Origin of the sequence: Massilia sp. IC2-278 (genome assembly GCF_020708045.1) — a bacterium.
Lineage (GTDB): Bacteria > Pseudomonadota > Gammaproteobacteria > Burkholderiales > Burkholderiaceae_D > Telluria.
On the sequence record NZ_JAJFES010000025.1, the window covers coordinates 1 to 25,461 of the forward strand.

The 25,461-nt window shown below is 61.7% G+C and carries 17 protein-coding genes; 11 read left to right on the plus strand and 6 right to left on the minus strand.

Features of this window, described 5'->3' with window-relative positions; all coding sequences use genetic code 11:
* The 7 genes from LK540_RS24015 to tal all read left to right on the plus strand — a co-directional run.
* Positions 1-1,507, plus strand: a 1,507-nt coding sequence (locus tag LK540_RS24015; protein ID WP_229439925.1) for an ATP-binding protein, incomplete at its 5' end; no start/stop codon positions are given.
* Between the two features lie 321 nt (positions 1,508-1,828).
* Positions 1,829-2,191, plus strand: a complete 363-nt coding sequence (locus LK540_RS24020; RefSeq protein ID WP_229439926.1) for an energy transducer TonB — start codon at positions 1,829-1,831, stop codon at positions 2,189-2,191.
* A gap of 40 nt (positions 2,192-2,231) precedes the next feature.
* Complete coding sequence (locus LK540_RS24025) at positions 2,232-2,627, plus strand: GFA family protein (RefSeq protein WP_229439927.1); 396 nt, start codon at positions 2,232-2,234, stop codon at positions 2,625-2,627.
* A gap of 76 nt (positions 2,628-2,703) precedes the next feature.
* Positions 2,704-5,001: a choice-of-anchor I family protein gene (locus LK540_RS24030; protein ID WP_229439928.1), complete on the plus strand. Its 2,298-nt coding sequence runs from the start codon at positions 2,704-2,706 to the stop codon at positions 4,999-5,001.
* Positions 5,002-5,174: 173 nt separating this feature from the next.
* Entirely contained in the window at positions 5,175-5,624 is a 450-nt protein-coding gene (locus tag LK540_RS24035) for a DUF4259 domain-containing protein (RefSeq protein WP_229439929.1), read from the plus strand.
* A 108-nt stretch (positions 5,625-5,732) separates the two neighbouring features.
* The gene (locus LK540_RS24040) at positions 5,733-6,230 is read left to right on the plus strand and encodes a GAF domain-containing protein (protein WP_229439930.1); all 498 of its coding nucleotides are present in this window, start codon (positions 5,733-5,735) and stop codon (positions 6,228-6,230) included.
* Positions 6,231-6,382: 152 nt separating this feature from the next.
* Positions 6,383-7,321 carry a transaldolase gene (gene tal, locus LK540_RS24045; RefSeq protein ID WP_229439931.1) on the plus strand — a complete coding sequence of 313 codons (939 nt, stop codon included), beginning with the start codon at positions 6,383-6,385 and terminating at the stop codon, positions 7,319-7,321.
* Between the two features lie 64 nt (positions 7,322-7,385).
* Here tal and LK540_RS24050 read toward each other — a convergent pair whose 3' ends face one another.
* Positions 7,386-7,913: a TetR family transcriptional regulator gene (locus tag LK540_RS24050; protein ID WP_229439932.1), complete on the minus strand. Its 528-nt coding sequence runs from the start codon at positions 7,911-7,913 to the stop codon at positions 7,386-7,388.
* Positions 7,914-8,172: 259 nt separating this feature from the next.
* Here LK540_RS24050 and LK540_RS24055 point away from each other — a divergent pair, with 259 nt between their 5' ends.
* Genes LK540_RS24055 through LK540_RS24065 form a run of 3 tightly spaced genes read left to right on the plus strand, consistent with a single transcriptional unit; the run spans position 8,173 to position 14,132 of the window.
* Positions 8,173-9,492, plus strand: a complete 1,320-nt coding sequence (locus LK540_RS24055) for an efflux RND transporter periplasmic adaptor subunit (protein WP_229439933.1) — start codon at positions 8,173-8,175, stop codon at positions 9,490-9,492.
* Positions 9,493-9,534: 42 nt separating this feature from the next.
* Positions 9,535-12,696 carry an efflux RND transporter permease subunit gene (locus tag LK540_RS24060; RefSeq protein ID WP_229439934.1) on the plus strand — a complete coding sequence of 1,054 codons (3,162 nt, stop codon included), beginning with the start codon at positions 9,535-9,537 and terminating at the stop codon, positions 12,694-12,696.
* A 5-nt stretch (positions 12,697-12,701) separates the two neighbouring features.
* Positions 12,702-14,132, plus strand: coding sequence for an efflux transporter outer membrane subunit (locus LK540_RS24065; RefSeq protein ID WP_229439935.1), 1,431 nt, complete (start codon positions 12,702-12,704; stop codon positions 14,130-14,132).
* Positions 14,133-14,234: 102 nt separating this feature from the next.
* On the opposite strand, the gene LK540_RS24070 is transcribed toward LK540_RS24065, so the two are convergent.
* The 3 genes from LK540_RS24070 to LK540_RS24080 are packed head-to-tail and all read right to left on the minus strand — an operon-like array spanning position 14,235 to position 21,966.
* Positions 14,235-15,659, minus strand: a complete 1,425-nt coding sequence (locus LK540_RS24070; RefSeq protein WP_229439936.1) for a T6SS immunity protein Tli4 family protein — start codon at positions 15,657-15,659, stop codon at positions 14,235-14,237.
* The gene (locus LK540_RS24075; protein WP_229439937.1) at positions 15,650-18,676 is read right to left on the minus strand and encodes a phospholipase D-like domain-containing protein; all 3,027 of its coding nucleotides are present in this window, start codon (positions 18,674-18,676) and stop codon (positions 15,650-15,652) included. Before LK540_RS24075 ends, LK540_RS24070 begins: the two co-directional genes overlap by 10 nt.
* A 35-nt stretch (positions 18,677-18,711) precedes the next feature.
* Entirely contained in the window at positions 18,712-21,966 is a 3,255-nt protein-coding gene (locus LK540_RS24080) for a type VI secretion system Vgr family protein (RefSeq protein WP_229439938.1), read from the minus strand.
* A gap of 303 nt (positions 21,967-22,269) precedes the next feature.
* Here LK540_RS24080 and LK540_RS24085 point away from each other — a divergent pair, with 303 nt between their 5' ends.
* Positions 22,270-23,184 (plus strand): M28 family peptidase, encoded by a 915-nt coding sequence (locus LK540_RS24085; RefSeq protein ID WP_229439939.1) that lies wholly within the window; start codon positions 22,270-22,272, stop codon positions 23,182-23,184.
* A gap of 73 nt (positions 23,185-23,257) precedes the next feature.
* On the opposite strand, the gene hemW is transcribed toward LK540_RS24085, so the two are convergent.
* Both hemW and rdgB read right to left on the minus strand, forming a co-directional pair.
* Positions 23,258-24,499 (minus strand): radical SAM family heme chaperone HemW, encoded by a 1,242-nt coding sequence (gene hemW / locus LK540_RS24090; protein ID WP_229439940.1) that lies wholly within the window; start codon positions 24,497-24,499, stop codon positions 23,258-23,260.
* Positions 24,496-25,080, minus strand: coding sequence for an RdgB/HAM1 family non-canonical purine NTP pyrophosphatase (rdgB, locus tag LK540_RS24095; protein WP_229439941.1), 585 nt, complete (start codon positions 25,078-25,080; stop codon positions 24,496-24,498). Before rdgB ends, hemW begins: the two co-directional genes overlap by 4 nt.
* Positions 25,081-25,461: the final 381 nt, after the last annotated feature.

Here is a 25,461-nt window from a genome sequence, read left to right on the forward strand (position 1 = left end):
GCTGATGCAGGGCGCCGCCCCCGAGGGCGTGGGCAGCACCACCACGCTCGAAGGCGAAGCCGTCGCCAGCGCCTATACCCGGGTCTCGCACTACGGCTGGACGGTTGCGGTGGGCGTGCCGAAGACGGCCATCGGCGCGGCGGCCTTCCAGGGCGTGGCCATCTATGGCTGGGGCCTGGCGGCCTCGCTGCTGGCCAGCATCGGCGCGGCCTGGCTGCTGTCGGCGCGCATCGCCCGCACTTTCCGCAGCCTGCAGCAAGGCACGGCGGCCCTGGGCGCCGGCGCGGACGCGCACATCGCGCCGTCGCGCGTGAAGGAATTCGCGCTCATGGGCCAGGCCATCGAGGCCGCCGCAGCCCAGCGCGCCGCGCACGAAGCCGAGCGCTCGCGCCTGCTCGCCTCGCTCGAGGAAGCGCTGGCCGCCAGCCACGAAGCCAGCCGCACCAAGGACGAATTCCTGGCCATGCTCGGCCACGAGCTGCGCAACCCGCTCAGCCCCATCGTCGCCTCGCTCGATTTGATGGACCTGCGCGGTGAGCGGTCCAGCGAGCGCGAACGCACCATCATGCGGCGCCAGGTCCAGCACCTGAAACGCCTGGTCGACGATCTGCTCGACGTCTCGCGCATCGCCACCGGCAAGATGCAGTTCGAGCTGCAGCCGCTGAACCTGGCCGACCTGGTGCGCCACGCCGCCACCGTCCGCCCCGGCATGACGGTGGAACTGGCGGCGCCCGAGTCGCTGTGGGTGAACGGCGACGACAGCCGCCTGGCGCAAGTGGTCAACAACCTGATGTCGAACGCGGAACGCTTCGGCAACGGCGTGGTGCGCGTCGGCCTGAGCGCCAGCGAAGGCTGGGCGCGGCTGGAAGTGGCCGACAGCGGCATCGGCATGCCGCCCGAGCTGCTGGCGCGCGTGTTCGAGCCCTTCTACCAGGCGCCGCAGCAGCTGGCGCGCAGCACCGGCGGGCTCGGCCTGGGCCTGGCCATCGTGCGCAAGATCGTCGAGCTGCACGGCGGCCGCATCCGCGCCCACAGCGACGGCCCGGGCTGCGGCAGCCGCTTCGTGGTCGAGCTGCCGCTCGCCGCGCAGGCCGCGCCTGCGCCGGCCGCGGTGCAGACGGCGCCAGCGCAGCGTCAATCGATACTCGTGGTGGACGACAACGCCGATGCCGCCGCCACCACCGCCCTGCTGCTGGAACAGCTCGGCCACGAGGTGCGCGTCGCGCACACGGCGGCGGCGGCGCTGGCCGAATGCATGCGCTGCCGGCCGGCGCTGGCCATCCTCGATATCGGCCTGCCCGACATGGACGGTTATGCGCTGGCGGCGGCGATCCGGCGCGGCGGCAATGACACGCGCCTGGTGGCGCTGACCGGCTATGGGCAGCAGGCCGACCTCGGCCGCGCCAGCGCAGCCGGCTTCGACCTGCACCTGACCAAGCCGGCCACGCTGGACGATCTGCGGCGGGCGCTGTCGGGCGCCGCGGTCACGGATGCCGCAACGACCTGATTCCGGCTGGGCGCCTGGTTACAGGTCCAGCTCCCATGTTTCGTTCACCATGTCCTTGCAAAAGGCGTGTACGCTTTCCTCGGCCACGCATACATAGCCTTTGTTACGGTAGAGTTGACGCGCTTCCCGCTGCTGGTTTGTCGTCCATGGATTCGGGCTACTGGCGCACCACGGCCGGGCTGAAGCACACGCTCGACGAACTGGTGGCGCCGGCGCGCAAGCGCCCGCTCGCGAGCAAGCCGGGCACGGTCTTCGTTGATAACAAGCCAGCCCCACCGGACAATGAGCGACCCATCCTTCGACCAATTGCGGAAACCGACAATGAAAATCCTTCTCCCTCTCGTCTGTGCCCTTGCACTGGCAGCGCCGCTGTCAGCCTTTAGCCAAGCATATGCCTTCAAGACCACGCCCTCGGTCGCCCGCCCCGGCCCCGGCGACAAGGCATGCAAGCGCCCCGAGTATCCGAAATCGTCGGTGCGCAACGGAGAGGAAGGCACGGTCACACTTGAATTCGTGATGAACAGGGACGGTGCTATCCTCGAAGGCAAGGTACTCAAGTCGTCGGGCTTCGTAGAGCTGGACAGGACCGCCCTGGTCGCGCTGGCGAAATGCGCCTTCAAGTTCCCGGAAGGGAAGGAAGAGCCGGCCAGCGTGATCTTGCAGTACGTCTGGACCCTGGAATAAACGCCCGTCCCGGGGGGTGCTCGCATTCTTTGGAGGTCACATGGCAACCCGACTCGCTTCCTGCAGTTGCGGCCAGCTGACGGCCCGGGCCAGCGGCGACCCGGTGCGCAACTCGATCTGCCACTGCCTGGCCTGCCAGCGCCGCACCGGCAGCCCGTTTGCGCAGCAGGCGCGTTTTCCGCGCGAGAACGTCAGCGTCGCGGGCCGCTCGACGCGGTATGTCCGCGTCGGCGACGAAGGCACGCGCGCCGTCTTTCACTTCTGCCCGATCTGCGGCACCACGGTGTACTACGAACCCGAGGCGCTGCCCGGCTTCGTCATGATTCCGGTCGGGGCGTTTGCTGAACCGGACTTCCCGGTGCCGACCGTGTCCGTGTACGAGGAGCGCATGCACAGCTGGATCGTGCCGCCGCCGGACGCCGACCGCACTCCATGAAAACCGTTTGCCGCCTGGCGTCACGATCCTGTCATGTGCCTTTCCTAGAATGCAAGCCTTTCCAAGGAGACGCGAAATGCAGGCATACAAAGGGCGGGGAACCGTGATCGCTGTGGCGGTCGCAACGATGGTGATGTTGCAGGCATGCGGCGGCGCCGATGACGGCGATGCGATCCAGCTGCAGGGCGTGGCCGCGGTCGGCGCGCCGCTGGTGGGTGCGCGCGTTGCCGTGCAATGCGCGGCCGGCAGCCAGGACGGCATCAGCACCGGCAGCGACGGCGCCTGGGCGGTCACACCGTCGAAGGACCTGGCCCTGCCCTGCGCCATCGAAGTGTCGGGCGGGCGCATCGGCAGTGCGGCCGGCGCCGAGAACACCCAGCGCCTGCATGCGCTGGCCGTCAGCGAAGGCGTGGCGAACGTCACCACGCTGAGCAGCCTGCAAACGGCCGTGCTGGCCGGCCAGAACCCGAGCGCCTGGTTCGCCCGCATGAAAGCCGACCCGGCCGCGCTGCGCGCCATCGGCAAGGAGGCGCCGGCGGCTGCCACGGCGCAGCTGGCCACCCTGCTGCCGGCCTCGGTGGCGCTGCCGGCCAGCTTCGACCCGGTCGCCACCGCCTTCACCGCCACGGCCGGCAATGCCATCGACGGCTTGCTGGTCAAGCTCGGCACGGCCGTCAGCGACAACAACAGCAGCTTCGCCGATGCCCTGGGCCAGGCCGCCGCCAGACTGCCGGTGATCGACCCCACGCCCGCCAGCCTGAGCCTGGCGAAAATCGCCGGCTTCGGCGGCGACGTGGTCGACGGCAAGCTGGCCGACACCCACGAAATCCCGGCCTACGACCCGCTGAGCAAGCGCCTGTTCGTGGTCAACGGTTCCGGCACCGGCACCGTCGAGGTGTGGAACATCGCCGATCCGCGCAATCCGGTGCAGGTCGGCACCCTGCGCACCGAGTCGTTCGGCGCGAACCTGGCCAGCGTGAACAGCGTGACGGTGTCGAACGGTGTCGTGGCGCTGGCGATCCAGGCCAATCCGAAGACCGCCAACGGGACGGTCGCCTTTGTCAGCGCGGCCGACCTGGGCACGCTGTCGACCGTCGGCGTCGGCGCCCTGCCCGACATGCTCACGTTTACCCCGGACGGACGCTACGTGGTCGTCGCCAACGAGGGCGAGCCGAACAGCTATGGCCAGGCCGACTCCGCCGATCCGGAAGGCTCGGTCAGCATCATCGACGTGAGCGACGTGCGCAAGCCGGTCGAGCGCCGCGCCGGCTTCGGCGCCTTTAACAGCCAGGCCGACGCCCTGCGCGCGAGCGGCGTGCGCATCTACGGACCCGGCGCGACGGTGGCGCAAGACCTGGAGCCGGAATACGTGACGGTCAGCGCCGACAGCAAGACCGCCTACGTCACGCTGCAGGAAAACAATGCGATCGCCGTGGTCGACATCGCCGGGGCGAAAGTCAACGCCGTGCGTCCGCTCGGCTACAAGGACCACAGCCTGGCCGGCATGGGCATGGACGTCAGCAACGAGGACGGCGGCGTGAACACCAATAGCGGCACCCCGCTGGTGAAGATCGCGCCGGTGCCGGTGAAGGGCATGTACCTGCCGGACGGCATCGCCAACTACACCGTGGGCGGCGTGACCTACCTGGTGACCGCCAACGAAGGCGATGCCCGCGCCGACTGGCCCGGTTTTAACGAGGAAACCCGCGTGCGCGACTATTGCGGCACGGCCGGCCTCGACCCGGCCCGCTTCAGCGGCGACCTGGCGAACCTGACGCGCGACTCGAACCTGGGCCGCCTGCGCATCACCACCACGCCGAACGGCGGCAACACGGGCAAGAACGCGGCCGGCCAGTGCACCGAGCTCTACGCCTTCGGCGGCCGTTCGTTCTCGATCTGGAATGCCGCAACCGGCGCGCGCGTGTACGACTCGGGCGACGGCTTCGAGACGATCACGGCGCAGCTGGCCGGCACGCCGGGTTATGACTTCCCGTTCAACACCGGCCACGACGAAGCCGACGCCCTCGATGCGCGCAGCCCGAACAAGGGACCGGAACCGGAAAGCGTGGTGGTGCAGCGCTTCGGCAAGAAGACCTTCGCCTTCATCGGCCTGGAGCGCGTGGGCGGCGTGATGGTGTACGACGTGACCGATCCGGCGGCGTCGAAGTACGTCACCTACATCAATACCCGCGCCAGCAGCGGCACCGTGGTCAAGAACACCAACGGCGACAACGGCATCGTGAACGGCGGCGACCGTGGACCGGAAGGCCTGGTCGTGCTGCCGGCGGCGAAGTCGCCGAACGGCAAGCCGATGCTGATCGTGGCCAACGAGATCAGCGGCACCACGGCGCTGTTCGAGATCACGCTGAAGTAACGCGCCCACGTTGTTGCGCCTCGGCCCCGGCAGCGCCATGCGTTGCCGGGGCCTTGTCATTGATGGATGTTTTATATTGTTATAGAAGCAATGCAAGTTTATACTTGTCATTAGTAAATACAAATTGCGCCGAACGGCCCGACCTTGCAGCACCTGGACAAACGAGACAAACAATGAGAATCCTCCCTGCATTCGCGCTGTGCATGGCCCTGTCCTCGTCCGCCTGGGCGGGCGCCTGGGGTACCGGCAGTTTCGAGAACGACGATGCGCTGGACTGGATCAGCGAGTGCACCGGCTCGCAGGGCAAGGCGGCGCTGGCGCCCACGCTGGAAGCGGCCTTGTCCGCCGATGTGGTCGACGCATCGGAGGGCGCGACAGTGGTCGCAGCGGCCGAGGTGGTGGCGGCGGCGCGCGGAAAGCGTAGCGCCACCTTGCCGCGTGCGCTGTCGGCCTGGCTCGAGCGCCAGCCGCGTGCGCAGATCGCCAGCCTGGCGCCGCTCGCGCACAAGGCGCTGGCGCGGGTCGGCCAGCCCGGGTCGTCCGAGCTGGCACAGCTGTGGTCGGGACAACAGGCGGCAAAGTGGAAGGCGCAGATGGCCGAGCTGGCGGCGCGCCTGCGCTGACGCGGCAGCGCCTGTAGCAGGCATCCACCAGGGTACGCGGGGTGCGCGCCCAGGATCGTCCGGGCTGGCTGTAGAATAGCGGTTTTCGTCCAGCACCACGGCCCGTCCATGCACATCAATCCAGAACGCAGCACCCGTCCCGACTACGACCTGCTGGTACGCCAGATCGCCAGCGTCCTCGAAGGCGAACGCGACCTGACCGCGAACGCCTCGCAGTTTTCCGCGCTCGTCTATGACACCCTTGCCGACCTGAACTGGGCCGGTTTCTATTTCACCGTTCCGTCGAAGAAGGGCGAAGGCCAGGATCTGCTGGTCGGGCCGTTCCAGGGCAAGCCTGCCTGCGCGCGGATTCCGTTCGGGCGCGGGGTGTGCGGCACGGTTGCCGTCGAGCGCAAGACCGTTGTCGTGCCGGACGTGCATGCGTTTCCGGGGCATATCGCCTGCGATTCGGCGTCGAATGCGGAAATCGTGCTGCCGGTGATCAAGGATGGCAAGCTGGTGGGCGTGTTCGATATCGATAGTCCGACCCTGGAGCGGTTTACGGAAGAGGATCGTATCGGGCTGGAGGCGATGGTGGCCGCGTTTATCGAGGCGACGGATTGCTGATTGGCCGTGTTGGTGGGTTCGAGAACCCACCCTAGGTTTGGATGTTCGATATGCAGGCGTTGTACCGCGTGGACACAGGTGTCCACCCTACGAAAGCCAAGCTGTCGACGATGCACAGAATATTCGGTTATATTGTTAAATAGGCAAATTATATGAATCAACTCGAACAACTGAAGCAATACACCACGGTCGTGGCCGATACCGGCGATTTCCAGTCGATCAAGGCCTATGCGCCGCAGGATGCGACCACGAATCCGTCGCTGATCCTGAAGGCCGTGCAGAAGCTGGAATACCGTCCGCTGCTGGAAAAGGCGGTCGCTGACGCCAACGGCGCGTCGGTGGAAGCGATCGTCGACAGCCTGCTGATCGCCTTCGGCGTCGAAATCCTGAAGTACGTGCCGGGCCGCGTGTCAACCGAGATCGATGCGGCGCTGTCGTTCGATACCGAAGCGACCGTCGCCAAGGGCCGCGAACTGATCGCCCTGTACGAAAAGGCCGGCGTGGCGCGCGAGCGCGTCTTGATCAAGATCGCCTCGACCTGGGAAGGCATCCGCGCCGCCGAGATCCTGGAGAAGGAAGGCATCCACTGCAACCTGACCCTGCTGTTCTCGCTGTGCCAGGCCGTGGCCTGCGCCGAAGCGGGCGTGCAGCTGATTTCGCCGTTCGTCGGCCGCATCTACGACTGGTACAAGAAATCCACCGGCACCGACTACCAGGGCGCCGACGATCCGGGCGTGCAGTCGGTCAAGCGCATCTACCAGTACTACCGCAAGTTCGGCTACAAGACCGAAGTCATGGGCGCGAGCTTCCGTAACACCTCGCAGATCCTGGAACTGGCCGGTTGCGACCTGCTGACCATTTCGCCGGACCTGCTGCAAAAGCTGGCCGACAGCGATGCATCGGTCGAGCGCAAGCTGGTGGCCGACGAAAGCGCCGACATCGAGAAGATCGCCATCGACGAAAAGACCTTCCGCTTCATGCTGAACGAAGACGCAATGGGTACCGAGAAGCTGTCCGAAGGCATCCGCGCGTTCGTGGCGGATTCGGCCAAGCTGAAGAAGATGATCGAAGAGCTGCGCGTGGCAGCCTGATGAAGGCGGTGCCGCCGGTGGCGGCATCTTGAAGAAAGCGCGGCTGATCCGCGCTTTTTTTATATTATTTAGCCCGTTGCGCGCGGATACCGTCGAGCAGGGTGTCGACCACCTGGCGCCCGACCTCCAGCAAACTGAACGAATCCGGCTCGAACATCCAGGTGCGGATCAGGCCATCCATCAGCGACCACAAACCGAGCGCCTGCACGTGCGGGTCGACGTCGGCGCGGATCTGGCCGCCCTTGATGCCGAGGCGAATCCGCTTTTCCACGAAATCCATCCATTCCTGCTTGCTCTGGCTGCGGCGCACGCGCACGGCGTCGAGCTCGCTGACGAACTCCACTTTCAGCGAAGCGATCTCGAACACGCGGCGCGCCTTCGGGTCCTGCTCGGTGACCCGGAAGATATCGAGCATCATGCTGCGCAGATCGTCGAGCGCCACGACCTCGTCGTCGTCCTTCTGGGTGGCCAGGCTGCACTCGAACGGCAGGGTCGCCCTTTCCATCATGGCATTGAAAAGTGCGCCTTTGTCGTCGAAATGCCAATAAATCGCGCCGCGCGTCACCCCCGCGGCCGTTGCGATATGCTGCAAGGTCGTCCGCGATACACCTTGCTCAACGAACAATTGCTCTGCTGCATCAAGAATGCTGTCCCGCGTAGCGGCCGCTTCTTCCTTGGTCCTGCGGGCCATGTCTCACTCCAATTTTGTTGTGGTGCACCACGTTAAACATACACTCGTGATAGTATATAAAAAAATCCGTAAAAGCCAGTGACCTACCGTGCGCAGGGCCTCGACAGGGGCCTTGAGGACGGTTTTGTCTTTTTAATAAAACCAGAAGGAAGCACACGTAATGCGCTCTGCCCACTCCTCTCCTCTGTCCATGACCCGGATCGCCGCCTGCACGCTGATGGCAGTGACCCTGCTGTCGGCCTGCGGCAAGAAAGATGCCGAACAAGGCGCCGCCGGCGCCAAGATGCCGCCGCCGCAAGTCGGCGTCATCACCACCAAATTCCAGTCGGTTGCCCTGGAAACCGAACTGCCGGCACGCGTCGAAGCGATCCGCACGGCCGAAGTCCGTGCCCGCGTGAATGGCGTGGTACTGAAGCGCACCTTTACCGAAGGCAGCATCGTCAAGCAGGGCCAGTCCCTGTACCAGATCGACCCGGCCCCTTACCAGGCCGAGCTGAACGCGGCCCAGGCCTCGGTCGGCCGTGCCCAGGCCAACCTGACCGCGGCAGCGGCCATCGTCGACCGCTACAAGCCGCTGGTCGAAGCCAACGCCATCAGCAAGCAGGAATACACCAACGCCGTCGCCACCGCCGAGCAAGCCCGTGCCGACGTCCGTTCGGCCCAGGCCCAGCTGAAGATTTCGCAGATCAACGTCGGCTACTCGAACGTGTACGCACCGATCTCGGGCCGCATCGGCCGCGCGCTGGTCACCGAAGGCGCCCTGGTCTCGGCCGGCGAAGCCACCCAGCTGGCCCTGATCCAGCAAACCGATTCGATGTACCTGAACATCACCCAGTCGGCTTCGGAACTGCAGCGCCTGCGCAAGCAGGCCGGCGGCAAGGGCATCGACTCGGCCATTCCGGTCTCGGTGATCCTGGACGACGGCACCGTGCTGTCGCGCCAGGGCAAGCTGCTGTTCTCGGACGTGACCGTCGACCCGACCAGCGGCCAGGTGACCCTGCGCGCCGAAGTCCCGAACCCGGACAACGCCCTGCTCCCGGGCCAGTACGTGCGCGTGCGCCTGGCGCAGGCCGAACTGCCGTCGGGCATCCTGATCCCGCAGCAGGCCGTGACCCGCGGCGGCCAGACCGGCGACTCGCTGATGGTGATCGGCGCCGACAACAAGCCGACCCCGCGCACTGTGAAAATCGCGTCGCAGGAAGGCAGCAACTGGGTCGTCACCGACGGCCTGAAGGAAGGCGAACGCGTGATGGTCGACGGCTTCCAGAAGCTGCAGATGCTGCCGCCAGGCACCCCGGTGCAGCCGGTCGCCTGGACTGCGCCGAACGCGAACGCCGCCCCGGCCGCCGCCGCAGGCAACCCTGCGCAGCAGCCGAACGCCGCCGGCGCCACCGCCACGAATGCCGCGGCCGGTTCGCGCACCCCGGATGCCGGTTCGCCGGCCGCCGGCGCGACGACCCCAGGCCAGAGCCGCCAGTAATGGCTCGCCGAGTCACTACTGAGTAAACGAACAGGACTTTTCATGGCACGTTTTTTTATTGACCGCCCTATTTTTGCCTGGGTGATCGCGCTGTTCATCATGGTGCTTGGCGGTGTAGCCGTCAATCAGCTGCCGATCGCGCAATACCCGACCGTGGCGCCGCCTTCGATCGTCGTCAACGTCGCCTATCCGGGCGCGTCGGCACAGGTGCTCGAAGACTCCGTCATCTCCGTCATCGAACGCGAGATGAACGGCGCCCAAGGCATGATCTACATGGAATCGACCAGCCAGGCCAACGGCACCGGTTCCATCACCATTTCGTTCGAGACCGGCACCGACCCCGACCTGGCACAGGTCGACGTCCAGAACCGCCTGTCGCGTGCGACCCCGCGCCTGCCGCCGGCCGTGACCCAACAGGGTGTGCGCGTCGACAAATCGCGTTCCAACTTCCTGCTGTTCACCATCCTGTCGTCGGACGATCCGAACTGGGACCCGGTGGCGCTGGGCGACTACGCTTCGCGTAACGTCCTGCCGGAACTGCAGCGTATCAAGGGCGTGGGCCAGGCCCAGCTGTTCGGTACCGAGAAGGCGATGCGTATCTGGATCGATCCGGCCAAGCTGGTCGGCTTCAACCTGTCGCCGTCGGACGTGAACAGCGCGATCAGCCAGCAGAATGCCCAGGTTGCTTCCGGCACCATCGGCGACCTGCCGCTGGCGCAGGGCCAGCAGATCACCGCCACCGTCGTCGTGGCCGGCCAGCTGGCAACCGTCGAGCAGTTCGGCAACATCGTGCTGCGCGCGAACCCGGACGGCTCCACCGTGCGCCTGAAGGACGTCGCCCGCATCGAGATCGGTGGCCAGGCCTACGCTACCTCTGCCCGCCTGAACGGCAAGCCGTCGGCCGGTATCGGCGTCCAGCTGTCGCCGTCGGGTAACGCACTCGAAACCGGCGACCTGATCAAGGCCCGCATGCAGGAACTCTCGAAGTTCTTCCCGCATGGCATGAAGTACACGATTCCTTACGACTCGACCACCTTCATCAACATCTCGATCGAACAAGTGGTGCATACCCTGCTCGAAGCGATCGCGCTGGTGTTCGTCGTGATGTTCATCTTCCTGCAGAACTTCCGCTACACCCTGATCCCGACCATCGTCGTCCCGGTCGCGCTGCTGGGTTCCTTCGCCTGCCTGCTGGCGCTGGGCTTCTCGATCAACGTGCTGACCATGTTCGGCATGGTGCTGGTGATCGGTATCGTGGTCGACGATGCGATTGTGGTCGTCGAGAACGTCGAACGCATCATGTCCGAGGAAGGCTTGCCGCCGCTACAGGCAACCCGCAAGGCCATGGGCCAGATCTCGGGCGCGATTATCGGCGTGACCGTGGTCCTGATGTCGGTGTTCGTGCCGCTGGCCTTCTTCGCCGGCGCGGTCGGTAACATCTATCGCCAGTTCTCGGCGGTGATGGTGACCTCGATCGCCTTCTCGGCCTTCCTGGCGCTGTCGCTGACCCCGGCACTGTGCGCGCACTTGCTCAAACCCGTCGAAGCGGGCCACCACCACGAGAAGAAGGGTTTCTTCGGCTGGTTCAACCGTAACTTCACCGCCGGCGCCAAGCGCTATGAGGGCTTCGTCGGCTCGATCCTGCAACGCGCCGGCCGCTGGATGGTCGTGTTCGTGGTGCTGGTCGGCGTGGTCGGCCTGCTGTTCACCCGCCTGCCGAACTCCTTCCTGCCGAACGAAGACCAGGGCTACGTTATCGCCAACATCCAGTTGCCGCCTGGCGCCACCGCCGAGCGTACCAACGTGGTGCTGCACGCGCTCGAAGACTTCGTCATGAAGCAGCCGGAATACGCGAATATCGTGGCCGTGACCGGCTTCTCGTTCTCGGGCCAGGGCCAGAACATGGGTCTCGCCTTCATTCCGCTGAAGGCCTGGAGCGACCGTAAAGGCGATGGCCAGGATGCGCAGTCCTTTGCGAACCGCATCACGATGCACATGGGCGCCCTGCGCGACTCGTTCATCTTCGTGGTGAGCCCGCCGCCGATCCCTGAACTGGGTACCGGCACCGGCTTCTCGTTCCGCCTGCAGGACCGCGGCGGCAACGGCCACGAAGCGCTGGTGAAAGCACGTAACCAGATGCTGGGCATGGCGATGCAGAGCAAGGTCCTGACCGGCCTGCGCCCTGAAGGCCTGGAAGACGCGCCGCAGCTGAAGCTGAATATCGACCGCGACAAGGCGCAAGCCCTGGGCGTGACCTTCGGCGCGATCAACAATGCGCTGTCGACCTCGCTGGGTTCGAGCTACGTGAACGACTTCCCGAACGCCGGCCGCCTGCAGCGCGTGATCGTGCAGGCCGATGCGCCGAACCGCATGCAGCCGGACGACCTGCTGCGCATCAACGCCCTGAACACCCAGGGCCGTCCGGTGCCGCTGTCCTCGTTCGCCTCGACCGAATGGGTCACGGGTCCGATGCAGACCATCCGCTACAACGGCTATCCGTCGATGAAGATCACCGGCGAACCGGCCGCGGGCTACTCGAGCGGCCAGGCACTGGAAGAGATGCAGCGCCTGGCAGCCCAGCTGCCGCCTGGCTTCGCGTATGAATGGACCGGCCAGTCGCGCGAGGAAATCCTGTCGGGTTCGACCGTGTTCATCCTGATCGCCTTCTCGCTGCTGGCGGTGTTCCTGGCCCTGGCCGCGCTGTACGAAAGCTGGACGATTCCGGTGGCCGTGCTGCTGGTGGTGCCGCTGGGTATCCTGGGTTCGCTGCTGGCAGCCTATGCACGCGGGCTGTCGAACGACGTCTACTTCAAGGTCGGCCTGATCACGATTATCGGTTTGGCAGCGAAGAACGCGGTCCTGATCATCGAGTTCGCGAAGGACCTGCAGGCGCAGGGCCGGTCGCCGATCCAGGCGGCACTCGAAGCGGCTCACCTGCGTTTCCGCCCGATCATCATGACCTCGCTGGCATTCATCCTCGGCGTGCTGCCGCTGGTGATCGCAAGCGGCGCCGGCGGTGCCGGCCAGCGCGCCATCGGTACCGGCGTGATGGGCGGCATGATCACCGCAACCGTGCTGGGCGTGATCTTCGTGCCTGTGTTCTTCGTTGTGGTGCGTACGCTGTTCAAGGGCAGCAAGCGCCAGAACGACCTGTACACGCACCACGAAGACACCGGCAGCGTAGCGAAGGAAAAAATCCAATGACTGTAATGACCACGACTAAACGTTTTACCCCCCTGGTCCTGGCGCTGGCCCTGGCCGGCTGCGTGAACCTGGCACCGAAGTACGAGCGCCCGGCCGCACCGGTCGCCCCGGCATTCCCGGAAATGCCGCAGGCCGGCGGCACGGCCCTGCCGACCGCCACTGGCGAAGCGCCGGCGAACCTCGCCTGGCAGCGCTTCTTCGCCGATGCGCGCCTGCGCCAGCTGATCGAGCTGTCGCTGGCGAACAACCGCGACCTGCGCGTGGCGATCCTGAACATCGAGCAGGCCCGCGCCCAGTACCGCATCGCCCGTGCCGACCGCCTGCCGACCGTGTCGGCAGCCGTCACCGGCAGCCGCCAGACCACCGGCGAAGACCTGCCGATCCAGAGCGTGTACCAGGCCGGCCTGACCGTGTCCGCCTTCGAGCTCGATTTGTTCGGCCGCGTGCGCAATTTGTCGGAAGCGGCGCTGGCGCAATTCCTCGCCACCGAGGAAGCGCGCAAAGCCACCCACATCAGCCTGATCGCCTCGGTGGCCAACAGCTACCTGTCGCTGCTGGCCGACGACGAACTGCTGGCGCTCACCGAGCAGACCCTGAAAACCCGTGAAGAATCGCTGCGCCTGACCCAGCTGCGCTTCGACAACGGCGTGTCGTCGAAGCTCGACCTGCAGCTGTCGGCCTCGCTGGTGGAAACGGCCCGCGCCACCCTGGCGCAACTGCGCCGCCTGCGCCAGCAGGACAACAACCTGCTGACCCTGCTGGTTGGCCAGCCGATCCCGGCCGACCTGCCGCAGGGGGCCACCCTGGCGACGACCGAATTGCCGGACCTGCCTGCCGGCCTGCCGTCGGACCTGTTGACCGTGCGTCCGGACATCCGTTCGGCCGAGCAGCAGCTGATCGCGGCGAATGCCAACATCGGCGCGGCGCGCGCGAACTACTTCCCGCGCATTTCGCTGACCGGCAGCGCCGGCAGCGTCAGCGACGAACTGTCGGGCCTGTTCAAGAGCGGCACCTTCGGCTGGAGCTTCGCGCCGCAGGCGATCCTGCCGATCTTCGACTATGGCCGCGTGAGCGCCGGCGTGGAATCGGCCCGTGCCGGCCGCGACATCGCCGTGGCCCAGTACGAGCGCTCGATCCAGACCGCGTTCCGCGAAGTGGCGGACGCGCTGGCCGGCCAGGCCACCTACAGCGAGCAGCTGCGCGCCCAGCGTGCGGTGGCCGAGGCCGAGCAGGACCGCTTCAACCTGTCCGACCTGCGCTACCGCAGCGGTGCGGCCAGCCAGCTCGATCTGCTGGATGCGCAGCGTTCGCTGTTCCAGGCACAGCAGCAGAGCGTGGAAGCAAACCTGGCGCGCCTGCAGAACCAGGTCACGCTGTACCGCGTGCTGGGTGGCGGGTGGAGCGAGCCTGTGGCCGAGGCGCAGGCAGCGCGCTGATCCTTGCCAGCTTGATCGCATAAAAACCGGAGCCTTGTGCTCCGGTTTTTTTTTCGTCCTCATCTCCGTATTTCGTGACCGTGCGATGCTTTAATTCAGCAATTACTTTTTCACGAACTCCGACATTGGCGGACTAGTTGGTCGCCAGCGCATGCTCTTCAACATGACGTCCAAGCGCTCCTTGCTTTGTTCGTATGGAGGCGGGTACTGTTTGAGCTCAGTCGCTTGTTGCATGTTCACGGTCTGCATTTCGACCAGCATGTATGGCAGCACGGCCGTACCAAGCCAGCCGGAATAACCACTATACACATCGTATACATCGTACTTGATGCCTTTGGCTTCGGCTTTCATGACGACGCCACCTTGCATGGCTTTCACGCCTCCCATCTGAGTGGAATGTGGACCGATACGCTCCTTAACAACCGCCCGTACATCACTCGCTTCACTTGCCGGCGGTGGATTCATACTTGAGGTAGCTGCTGCCATGAATACGGTGGTCTTCAACCGGCGAGGGTGGACAGTGCCGGTTTCGATGGTGTAGAGCACGGCTGGAGCATCATGGAACCGCAGTGATTGCTTGAATTCGACGACGGTTCTGCCGTCATCTGGAATGAAGCCAAAAGGAAAGCAAACGCCGGGTTCGGACGGAATTTCATTTGGGGCACGCGTACGGAAAGTGGTCAGCATTTGCGAAAAGTCACGTTGATGCTTTTCTTTGTCTGACGGCGTATGCATTCTTACAGAAGATTCAAAGATGTAGATATGCTCACCACGAGTCAAATAGGCTCGCAAGATAGAGTAACGGTTTTCTTCATCGTTTCCTTCGATTTCGCTCCTCCAATAGCCTTGGCTGGCCGGCACACCAGGCGCGAAATCCTCAAAGGTTTCCTTGTCTTCCTTGATCGTCTTTTCCCAGCCTTGAATCCACTCCTCAGCATCCTCTATGTTTTTCTTAGCAACTTCGAGATTCTTGACTTCTTCCTTTTGCCTTTCAATGTAAGCACGACTTTCCCTGATATTATTCAACAAACCCTCTTCCACTGCTGCAGGCGTACTCTCGAATACTGTTTCCTTACTAATTCCTTCAATCGAGCTGATAACAGCGATGTACGTATCACCGAAGCGCATCGTATCGCCTGAGGCAGCAATTTGCTTGCCAAAGGATCGATTAAACACGCCTTTTGGATATTCGGAACGGTAATAGGTGGGCCATTGCACCTCCTGACCGACTTCAAATACAAGACGGCCAAGACATTCTGATTTCTCATCCAACACTCCCTGATACCCCGGCGCTGTTATCTGAAACATTTCCTCGGATGTCGGCAATCGAGACGGAACTGCGTCCTCCCCATCTACTTGCATGGGTTTGACTTTTTCTGTCTTTGTGTTGCACCCGCCTAAATTTGCAATGGATACAATCAAAAAAAACAGAGGCATACGACAAAAGAGAGAGGCTGCACCTCTGAAGGAAAAAAAAACAGACAAACGGAGTAAAATTTGATTTTGCAAGCTCATTTTTAACTCCATGCCTTTTTTTCTTCGTATCCTTTATCATTAACCCTAGAAATCATTTGATCGACATTTTCATTCACATCATTTTCAGCCAGAAGAGTCAAGTTCATTCCAGATGAATTGTTCTCACCTGCCGTCCACGATATAGGTAGCGCAACTATGAATCCGTGGATATTTGCAGGGCTAGTTTCAGCTTTACGCCCCGTCGCATCCCACGACAATGCCAAATCCCTTACTTGATTGACTCGCCAAAAACGCTCGTTGAATGGCATATGATGCAGCAATTTCTTCGTTTTTTTATCCCATGTCGGCCAAATGGAACTAGGCTTTCCTTGAACATGGGCTAAGAAAGGAAAAGCATTCTGGTACGCGATTGCATTCGAAAATGCAACCTGCTGAATTGCCTTCCACGTTTCTTTCGCAGCAGGCTTTTCAATAAACGATACCAATTCGTTTGCTGGCTCTGCGCCTCCCATAAGACCGAACAACTTCTTCCATAAACGAACCCGCAATTGATGAACATTCATACTTACAAAATCTTGACGTACTCCATCCAACGTTACTGCAACCTGTTCATCATCGCGTACGATTACAGCCAACTCAGAATCCCGGTTACCGATCTGGCTGCGATCATTGATGTTGGCACTACCTAACACCGCCACCCGATCATCTACAATAAGCAATTTTGAATGAACATAAATCTGTTCAGTTACTGGACGTTTCTCCAACATCTGCCAATTGCGCAAATTTAACAAAGTTAAATAGTTTTTCCATTGATCACCCGAATCTTTTTCTAACTTATCGAGCGTATATTTCCTGACTAAAGCCTGAGCTTCCTCTTTTTTTATTTTTTTGTTTCCCTGCAGCTTCTTAATCAAACATGCACGCCTGACCCTATTCACCAGGCTATCACTTCCGAATATCAGCGACTGCATTGTCAAGTGCAATTGCGTCATGATATTGAGGGTATTAAGTGTTCCTTCAGGATGAACTGGAAGAACAATATAAACATGAAAGGGTTCCCCATCATAAATCGCGCGTTCAATTCTGCCAGCAAGTGCTGCACCAATAGGATTAAGAAGTGCATCCTGCGCTTTACCCAGCACCTTCGATGTTTTTATGGATGCAATATTCTTAAGAACAGAATCAAGATCTCTAAGAAAAGCTGCACCCTCCCCACTGGCATCACGCCTTATGTCGTCAATCTGTGAAACTCTTATTGCGCCAGGCACTTGATTGGGGTTAAGCCCATAAATTTCTAATTGCTTGGCAAACTTTTCATATCCTGGCAAAGCGGTAATGTCAGTTAACGCTGCCATCGGATCCGAAGCCGAATCTTCCGGTCGGCCAAGCTGTTCTATTCCAAAAGCCGATTGAAAAAATTGCCCCTCTATGTAGATGAACTTTTGTGCACTGTGGATTACTGTAAGCATTGCTTTTAAACAATTGTTCTGCGCAGGTGTGCTGATATTGCCGTTCTTATTTCGTGCGTCTGCCCTAGTCTCATCCTGTTGCATTGCTGACGGTGCACTACGCAGGACCTGTACCCAACTCTTTCCTGTCTTGGCTTGTACAGATTGCGCAGGTGGGGCGGAGACACGCGGAATTCGAAGCTGAGCAAGTTGTTTCAAGCCGAACGTATCGAAAAGAGGTTCTGCTTCTTTCGGTATCGCCAATCGGGAATGTGATTTTTCATAGCTGTGTGCCAGACCATTCCAGCGGCGAACAAAGTTCCGGCACAGATCACTAACTGCAGGTCCGGTAATAGATGAATGAACGTCGTGCCAAGGCATACGTGGCTGAGCAGAAGAAATAATCTTGCCACTAGCTGGGACGATCTTTCTCAACTCCTGCAAATTTGCATAGCGTTGCTTGCGTGAATTCGCAGTTTGACTCAGCTGGCTCAAAGTCACGAGCATGAACGCTTTGATCAGTTCAATGCTGCCGGTTCGGAGCTCTGCTGGAAGTTGCTCGAGACTTGCATTGTTCAACCACGCCATCAGTACCGCTGCCGTGTTAGCTGCGTACGCACTCCCGGTTTCACGGAGTCCTTCGAGTTTCCCATTCAGTTCTTTATCTATCCGTCGGTAAGCCCAGCGCGCTGTTTTCTGGTTCGCGTCTATAGGAATATCCTGCATTCTACGAACGAATTGAGGTACAACATCGCCCGTTGCCCACCAATTGCTGACAACCGTAAGCGCATCCTGAACGGCATTACTAACCGTAGCCATCGCATCCTGCACCATGGCGAGCGGCTTTGCTGGTCCCGAGCTACCCCATGCCGCAGCGCCGGCAAGCTTTCCATCGAAGCAGGCACAAAACAACTCAGCACGTGTCAAATATCCAACCTGATCGACTTTCGAAAGCGTATGGACCGGTGGAATGCAAGTGTTGTAGAGTTCGTTTCCTTTCCGCCCGTCTGCCGCCAGGGAAAATCGACCATCGTCGCGCCGCCCATACGCCAGATCGATTCCACCGACAAAAGCGCGTTCCTCGTCAATGACCACAAGTTTTTGATGGTGAGAAAAGCCAATACCCAATGCACCTGCCATATCGCTCTGGGCAATCGCCGGCAATGCGAACGCGCGCGCTGCGGAGTTCAATCCAGCATTCAGCTGAAAGACTGCCAGCATGGTTTCAAAGTCGCCTGTATCGACACCCACCTTGGGCGACAGCCAAGGCATCACGTAGATACGCAGGAGAGGCCGCTGGTCGATCGCCTTTTCCAGGTACTGGAACAATGTTTTTCCTCCCGCCAGCTCGACATCGAAATTAACCTGCCACCCTGCGATATAAATCGACTTCTTTGCACCGTCGATGGCGGCGGCGACGGCAGCAAAATACTCTTCGCCGGTAACGTAGAAATCTACTTTGTTGCCGCTGGAAGGCTCGGAAAATACGCTTCCCCATGACATGTCAGGATGCTTTTCAACCGGTACACCGTCATGGATAAAACATCCTGGTGCGGAGGTTGCAGGAGCGATGGCTTTACCATCTTTCGAGACCAATTGCGCAATGTGTTTGTTGGTCATAGCAGGAACGGAAATCCGCAGAAGAGAGATAAATATCAGGTTTTGATTCTGGGGAAGATGCCGCTTGAGGCGACCTCGAGTGCTTCCTTGGCATAGCGTGTTTGCGGCATGGCCCCATCGCCGAAGACGGATGTATGCAGGTCGGGGCTGAAGTCCGCAGCGTCTAACGCGTGCAGAAGCGTTTCTTTCGCATCCCAATCAGGCGACTCGGTGCGTACATCGACACGCACGACATGACCGGGGTAGACGAGCCAGGTACGGTCGGGATGCATGGCATAGGCTGCAGCGAGCGCTTCCTCTTCCGCGCTGCTCAGAACAACATTTCCTTTGTCGTCCGTCAGCCCTTGTGCAACCAGCTTTTTGTCGTCGATCAGACCAAGGCCATCGGGCATCTCCCCGTATGCGATCTTCCAGGGCGTGTTCGCCAATGCATGCCCGTTGGAACCAGGCGTATCAGCCAGGCGCATCTTGAATTGCAGGGGACGCTTTTCCAGTTCCGATCTCGGCAGTTTCGGTAGCGGGTAATTCAGGCTCGCCGGTTCGATAAAGCTTTTCTTGCCGGCGTGGACCGTGATCTTCCCAGGGCACTGCACCGTGATATTGCCGTCTTCGATCGTGATATTGGCGCCGCCCGCAGTCGACAAACTGATGCGTTTGGCCGCTGCCCAGTCGATATGGGCATTCGCGCTGATGACGTTGATGTCCTCGCGCGCCTGTATCTTCAGTTCATCGCTCTGCGCCTGAATGTCGATCGCATCTTTCGCTGCAATCATTTGTAGTCCGACACCACCCTCCCCTGCCTTTACCGCCCCACCCAGTACGCCGATGGCCTGGCCGCTGTGCACACGCATCTGCCCGCCTGAGACGAATTGCGTATCCTGGCCGCTGACCAGGCTGACGGTTTCACCGTTTGCGAGCTGCAGGCTCTGGCCCACAGCGGCGCCGAAACCATCCTTTGCTGAAATGACGATCAGCGGGTCGACCAAATGCGGTAATTTGTTGCCGCTCCCTTCGGTGTTCCGGGCAGCAACGTCACTCTGCGCGCCAGCGAGGCTATCCGGGTTAACTGCGCCGGATAAGGCACGCAACATGGCGGCGAGTGGCGCTGCCTTGTCGTCCAATGTGCTGGCGTTGGCCTCGTGCGCGCCGAGATGCGCAGCCAGCCCGACAGTCTGATGTGTCAAGGCAGCCGCGTTGAGCGAATGCACCAGCTGTGTTACCTGCTTCAGCATTGCGGTCCCTGCCCCGTTTTCGCCGGCTGCATCACGTCGTTCTGCGCTATGCGCAACTGAGTAACTGGAGATCAGTAATCCGCCCCCAGCACGCACGGCGCCGTAAGCGTCGGTACGCAGTTCCGCACCAAGACCACGAAAGCTGCCGCGATAGTTATCGGCAGCGTGGATCAAATGGCCGAGATTCAGTTCGGTCGCAGCATGGGTGCATTTCAGTTGAATCCGTCCCCGCGCATCGGTGTCGTCGAATAGCAGCTGGTTATAGCCCGAGGCGCCGAATTCCTTGCTGCGTATTCCCCACTGCGCAGCGCCATTCTGGTGGCCGGCACTGTCGCTGGATGCGCCATGCCAGACCGGGCTATTTCCACCTGCTAGATTGCCTTGTGCCGAAGGTGCGTGGTCGTGCGCATGCTTGAATACCGATGTATTGCTCGACGCATCGCGTCGTCCGCCCGGAGTCGGGACAATCCCGCCTTCTCCACGGCCGTTGTATAGCGCGCCAATGATGATCGGCCGGTCGATGTCGCCTTCCAGGAATTGAACCAGTACTTCCTGGCCGATACGCGGAAGGAATTGGCTGCCCATGCCGCCGCCCGCCGAGCGCTGCGCCACCCTCACCCAGCAGCTCGCATCGCCGCTTTCCTGCCAATGGAAGCGGATGCGCACGCGTCCCAGTCGGTCGCAATACAGTTCGTTGGGACCGTTTGGTATGTCTATGCCATCGGCGCCTATCACGATGGCGGTCTGGCTGCCGTGGGCGGTTGGCTTTGCGTTGGTGCGCCCGTTGCTGTCGGGTAGTTGCGGACGCCAGGGAAACCGCGTCGGCACCGCATCGAAGCAATTGGCATAACCCGATTCGATAGCCTGTGCCGCAGCAGTTTCCAGACCGGCCGGATGGTGGCGCGGCAGCGATTCCTGCAACAACTCGGGAATCGGACGGAACAATTCGGCAAGTGCATGCCGTGCCGGCGGCGGCAGGTTGTTCACGCCGATGCTCAGCACGCGCAAGACTGTGAACGTCGGCTTCTCGCGTGCCTGGCGCGGCATGCCGGTCATGGCCAACCGCGTTCCGGCCTGGAGCGTACGCACCGTCGACCGGCCATACCAAAGCTGTCCACGCGCCTCCCATCCTTCCATCTGCAGGTCGGCATAACGCGCCGCCTGTGCCCAACCGGTGTAAGCGCACTGGCCGGCAACGTCATACGATTCGATGGGCGCCAGCTTGCGCGAGTGCTCGATGCGTGTGGGCGAGCTTGCAGCGATGACCAACTTGGATTTGTAATCGGGACTGAGTACGGTGGCGAGCGAAGCATGCAGGCGCCGCTGTTCGATCATCCCCTGCACGGTGTCCTGTGACTCGACCGCATGTGCGCCGTGGTAGCGGATCCCTCCGCCAAGTTTGCTACTGGGGTCCTCGGGCACTGCGGTAAGCAGGCTGCTGTCTGAAAACAGGACCATGCCGGGACCTTCTTCCGTCTGCTCGAAGCGCCAGCACAGGCCTTCTTCAGCCAGAAGCCTCCGTACAAAATCGAGATCGGACTCCCGGTACTGGCAACAGTAGCTGCGATTGCCGGCGCGCTCGATGAACGAACCCGTGTCCGTGCTCCAGCGCCACCGTGCCAATGGCCGATAGGGGGCGAAAACCGCGTCGACTATCTGCATCACGCTCTTGTCTTGCCAGACGCGGCTGTTTCTTACTTGGCCAAGGCGCCAGATCCATGGCGAGATTCGCACCCGATATCGTGCAAATCCACCGTCACTGCCCAGCATTGCGACTTCGCTGATATCACCGGCAAACCTGGTGCGGGTGCCATCTGCCAGGCATATTTCCAGGGACGCCTGCTGGCCGAGCAGGGTTTCGAGTGCGATATGCGCAGTGGTGGACAGCACGATGATGTCGCGCCATCCGGGTTCATCCAAGGCGTCATCCGCAAAGAAGGCTTCGACCAATAGCTCACTTCCAGCCTGTTTATCCCCTACTTTCAGTTCATATAATCTGGTCGAGCTGGAGAACTGCACTAAAGCTGCGGTTAATTCTTTTATCAAGCCAGGCGCCATGACCGAAGTTCCCTAGAAAAGAAGGCGTCTATTACGATAGCTCAGCGCAAAGGCGAGGAATGCGGCTCTTCAGGAGAGTTGTGATACGTCAAATGGGCTGTGGCAATTAGAATGGTCCTGATGCAGCCTGGATATGCGTAGCAGCCGTGCGGAGTGTCGGGTTGAACTTGGCTACACTGGACAGGTCTACCAGTAGATGCCATTGAGGGCGCCGTTCAGGCGCTACACACTGCCATGCGAAACTTTTTTCAATCACATTGGAAAGTCATCGTTGCGCTCCTCCTGCTCATCCTGGTGGCGGTCATGACATTCACGCCTGAAAACGCGGGCGCCACGTCCACGCTCGCCGAGCGCATGCGCGAGCACGTGGCCGCCGTTGCTTCTGAAGAGCACAACACGCGCAAGCCTGCCCAGCTCGAGCGCGCCGCCGTCTACATCGAAACCACGCTCAAGAAAGCCGGCTATGCGCCGTCACGTCAGGAATACGAGGCCGGCGGGCAGCGGGTGCGCAACATCGAGGTGGCGGTGTCGAACGTGGCGAAGGGCAAGCGGCCGGAGCGCATCTTCATCGTCGGCGCGCATTACGATTCGGCCCAAGGAGCGCCCGGCGCCAACGACAACGGCAGCGGCACGGCCGCCGTGCTGGAACTGGCGCGCCTGCTCAAGACGGTGCAGCCGGCCAGCGGCACCGAGGTGCGCTTCGTGTTTTTCGTGAACGAGGAACCGCCCTTCTTCCTGGGCGAGGAAATGGGCAGCATGCAGCATGCGGCCGAACTGAAACGGCAAGGCCTGGCGGTCGAAGGCGCGCTGGTACTGGAGACGATGGGCTATTACTCGGATGCGGCGGGCAGCCAGCAGCTGCCGCCGGGGCTGGATGGGCAGTATCCGGACAAGGGGAACTTCATTGCCTTTGTCGGCACGATCGAATCGTCGGCGCTGGTGCGGCAGGCGCTGGCGGCGTTCCAGCAGGCGTCGGACTTCCCGGCCCAGGGGCTGGCGGCGCCGGCGCATACAATGGGCGTGACGCTGTCGGATCATTCATCGTATAACCGGCATGGGTATCCGGCGCTGATGATTACCGATACGGCGTTCATGCGCTATCCCTACTACCACACGGCGCAGGATACGCCGGACAAGCTGGATTACGACAGCATGGCGCGGGTGGTGGAGGGCTTGGCGAAGACGATAGCGGCGTTGGCGGGGGCGACGCAGGGTTGATTGCCTGCGTTCTGCTTGGTGGGTTCGAGAATCCACCCTACAAGGACACCGCCAATCACAAAGGTTACGGCCGTTATTTGCCTTCGCCGAGGAACATTTCCTGCAAGTCGTTGAGGAAGCGCTGGCCCAGTTCCGTTGGCTTGATCAGTTTGAAGTCGCGCGTGAGCAAGCCTTTGGCTTCGGCGGCGTCGAGCGCTTTCGAGATCGCGGTGATGCTCATGCCGGTGCGTTCGCCGAACAGGTTCGGGTCGAAGCCTTCGGTCAGGCGCAGAGTGTTGAGCATGAACTCGAAGCCCATGTCGGCGCGGGCGATCTCGTGTTCTTCCTGCACCGGGTTGCCACGCTTTGCCGCTTCCATGAAGGAGCTGGGCTGCTTGTAGCGCGCCTGGCGCAGGATACGGTGCGGGAACGACAGCTTCGAGTGGGCGCCGGCGCCGATACCGAGGTAGTCGCCGAAGTTCCAGTAATTCAGGTTGTGGCGTGCGCGCCGGCCTGCCTGCGCATAGGCCGACACCTCGTAGTGCTCGTAGCCGGCGGCCGGCATGGTCTCGGCGATCATGTCCTGCATGTCGGCGCTGGCGTCGTCGTCGGGCAGGGTCGGCGGGTACTTGGCGAAGACCGTGTTCGGCTCCATCGTCAGGTGGTACAGCGACAGGTGCGGCGGCGCGAACGACAGCGCGGTCTGCAAATCGTGGCGCGCCTGCTCCAGGGTCTGCGAGGGCAGCGCGTACATCAAATCGAGGTTGAAGTTGTCGAAGGTGTTGTGCGCGATTTCCACTGCGCGCAGCGCTTCGCGCTCGTCGTGGATGCGGCCCAGGGCCTTCAGGTGCTCGCCGTTGAAACTCTGGATGCCGATCGACAGGCGGTTGATGCCGCTCTCGCGGTACTGGCGGAACTTTTCGACCTCGAAGGTGCCGGGATTGGCTTCCATCGTGATCTCGGCGTCGAGTTCCAGCGGCAGCAGCGTGCGCAGGTCCGACATCAGGCGGTCCAGGCCAGCGGCCGACATCAGGCTCGGCGTGCCGCCGCCGATGAAGACGGTGTGGATGCGGCGGCCCCAGATCAGCGGCAGCGATTGCTCCAGGTCGAGGCGCAGCGCGTCGAGGTATTCCTTTTCCGGCAACTCGCCCTTGCCCTCGTGCGAATTGAAGTCGCAATACGGGCACTTGCGCACGCACCAGGGGAAGTGGATATAGAGCGACAGCGGCGGCAGGGCCGTCAGGTTCAGGGAGCCGGGCTGCAGGTATTGCAGGGCCGCCTGTGCCGGCGAACGTGCTTCGCCGACGTTCACGCCGGCGACTTTAATCGGGATCATTTCAGTTTCTCTACCAGTGCGCGCAGGGCCTGGCCGCGGTGCGATTGCGCGTTTTTTTCTGCGGGCGTGAGTTCGGCCGTGGTCTTGCCCAGCGCCGGGATCAGGAAGTGCGGGTCGTAGCCGAAGCCGTTGTCGCCGCGCGGGGTGGCGATGATTTCGCCGTCCCAGCGGCCGTCGGCGATGATCGGCTGCGGGTCGTCGGCGTGGCGCACGTAGACCAGCACGCAGTAGTAATAGGCCGATTTGTCGGCCTTGTCGGCGAGGTCCGCGACCAGCTTTTCGTTGTTGCGGGCGTCGGATTTCGGTTCGCCGGCAAAGCGCGCCGAGTACACGCCGGGGGCGCCGCCGAGGGCGTTCACGCACACGCCGGAGTCGTCGGCAAGGGCGGGCAGGCCGGTCAGGCGCGCGGCGTGGCGCGCCTTAGTCAGGGCGTTTTCGACGAAGGTGGCGAACGGCTCTTCCGCCTCGGGGACGTTGAATTCGCCTTGCGGGTGCAGGGTGAAACCGATGGGGCCGAGGATTTGCTGGAATTCCTTCAGTTTGCCGGCGTTGTTCGAGGCGAGGATGAGGCGTTGGGTCATGGTGGTATGCGGGCGGGATGGAGCGAAGGCGGTATTTTACCGCTTGCGGTGAATGAGCGGCGACGGCGACCGTACGGTGGGCACTCCGTGCCCACGCGGAACGATGATCATTGTTAACGCGGGTTTAATCGGGAAACGGCGCATATGGCACGGCATCCAAAAGCGCATCGTTAGCGTGTCGTCCATGGTCAGCGCCGCGGAGCGAACCATCGCCGCAGCAGGCCCAAGGATGAGCACGTAACCGCGTGGGCACGGAGTGCCTGTTTGATACAGGGACATAGGTAACACATTGCTAGAGACATAGGTAACACCTTTTATGATCGTTGCAAGCCAACAATTTGGAGCTTGCGATGCCTTGGAAGGAGAGTTCCCTGATGTCTT

Bases quoted from the DNA above. Each gene is read 5' to 3' on its own strand.
- LK540_RS24020 (WP_229439926.1), top strand. From the start codon at position 1,829: ATGAAAATCCTTCTCCCTCTCGTCTGTGCCCTTGCACTGGCAGCGCCG.
- LK540_RS24025 (WP_229439927.1), top strand. From the start codon at position 2,232: ATGGCAACCCGACTCGCTTCCTGCAGTTGCGGCCAGCTGACGGCCCGG.
- LK540_RS24030 (WP_229439928.1), top strand. From the start codon at position 2,704: ATGCAGGCATACAAAGGGCGGGGAACCGTGATCGCTGTGGCGGTCGCA.
- LK540_RS24035 (WP_229439929.1), top strand. From the start codon at position 5,175: ATGAGAATCCTCCCTGCATTCGCGCTGTGCATGGCCCTGTCCTCGTCC.
- LK540_RS24040 (WP_229439930.1), top strand. From the start codon at position 5,733: ATGCACATCAATCCAGAACGCAGCACCCGTCCCGACTACGACCTGCTG.
- tal (WP_229439931.1), top strand. From the start codon at position 6,383: ATGAATCAACTCGAACAACTGAAGCAATACACCACGGTCGTGGCCGAT.
- LK540_RS24055 (WP_229439933.1), top strand. From the start codon at position 8,173: ATGCGCTCTGCCCACTCCTCTCCTCTGTCCATGACCCGGATCGCCGCC.
- LK540_RS24060 (WP_229439934.1), top strand. From the start codon at position 9,535: ATGGCACGTTTTTTTATTGACCGCCCTATTTTTGCCTGGGTGATCGCG.
- LK540_RS24065 (WP_229439935.1), top strand. From the start codon at position 12,702: ATGACCACGACTAAACGTTTTACCCCCCTGGTCCTGGCGCTGGCCCTG.
- LK540_RS24070 (WP_229439936.1), bottom strand. From the start codon at position 15,659: ATGGAGTTAAAAATGAGCTTGCAAAATCAAATTTTACTCCGTTTGTCT.
- LK540_RS24075 (WP_229439937.1), bottom strand. From the start codon at position 18,676: ATGACCAACAAACACATTGCGCAATTGGTCTCGAAAGATGGTAAAGCC.
- LK540_RS24080 (WP_229439938.1), bottom strand. From the start codon at position 21,966: ATGGCGCCTGGCTTGATAAAAGAATTAACCGCAGCTTTAGTGCAGTTC.
- LK540_RS24085 (WP_229439939.1), top strand. From the start codon at position 22,270: ATGACATTCACGCCTGAAAACGCGGGCGCCACGTCCACGCTCGCCGAG.
- hemW (WP_229439940.1), bottom strand. From the start codon at position 24,499: ATGATCCCGATTAAAGTCGCCGGCGTGAACGTCGGCGAAGCACGTTCG.
- rdgB (WP_229439941.1), bottom strand. From the start codon at position 25,080: ATGACCCAACGCCTCATCCTCGCCTCGAACAACGCCGGCAAACTGAAG.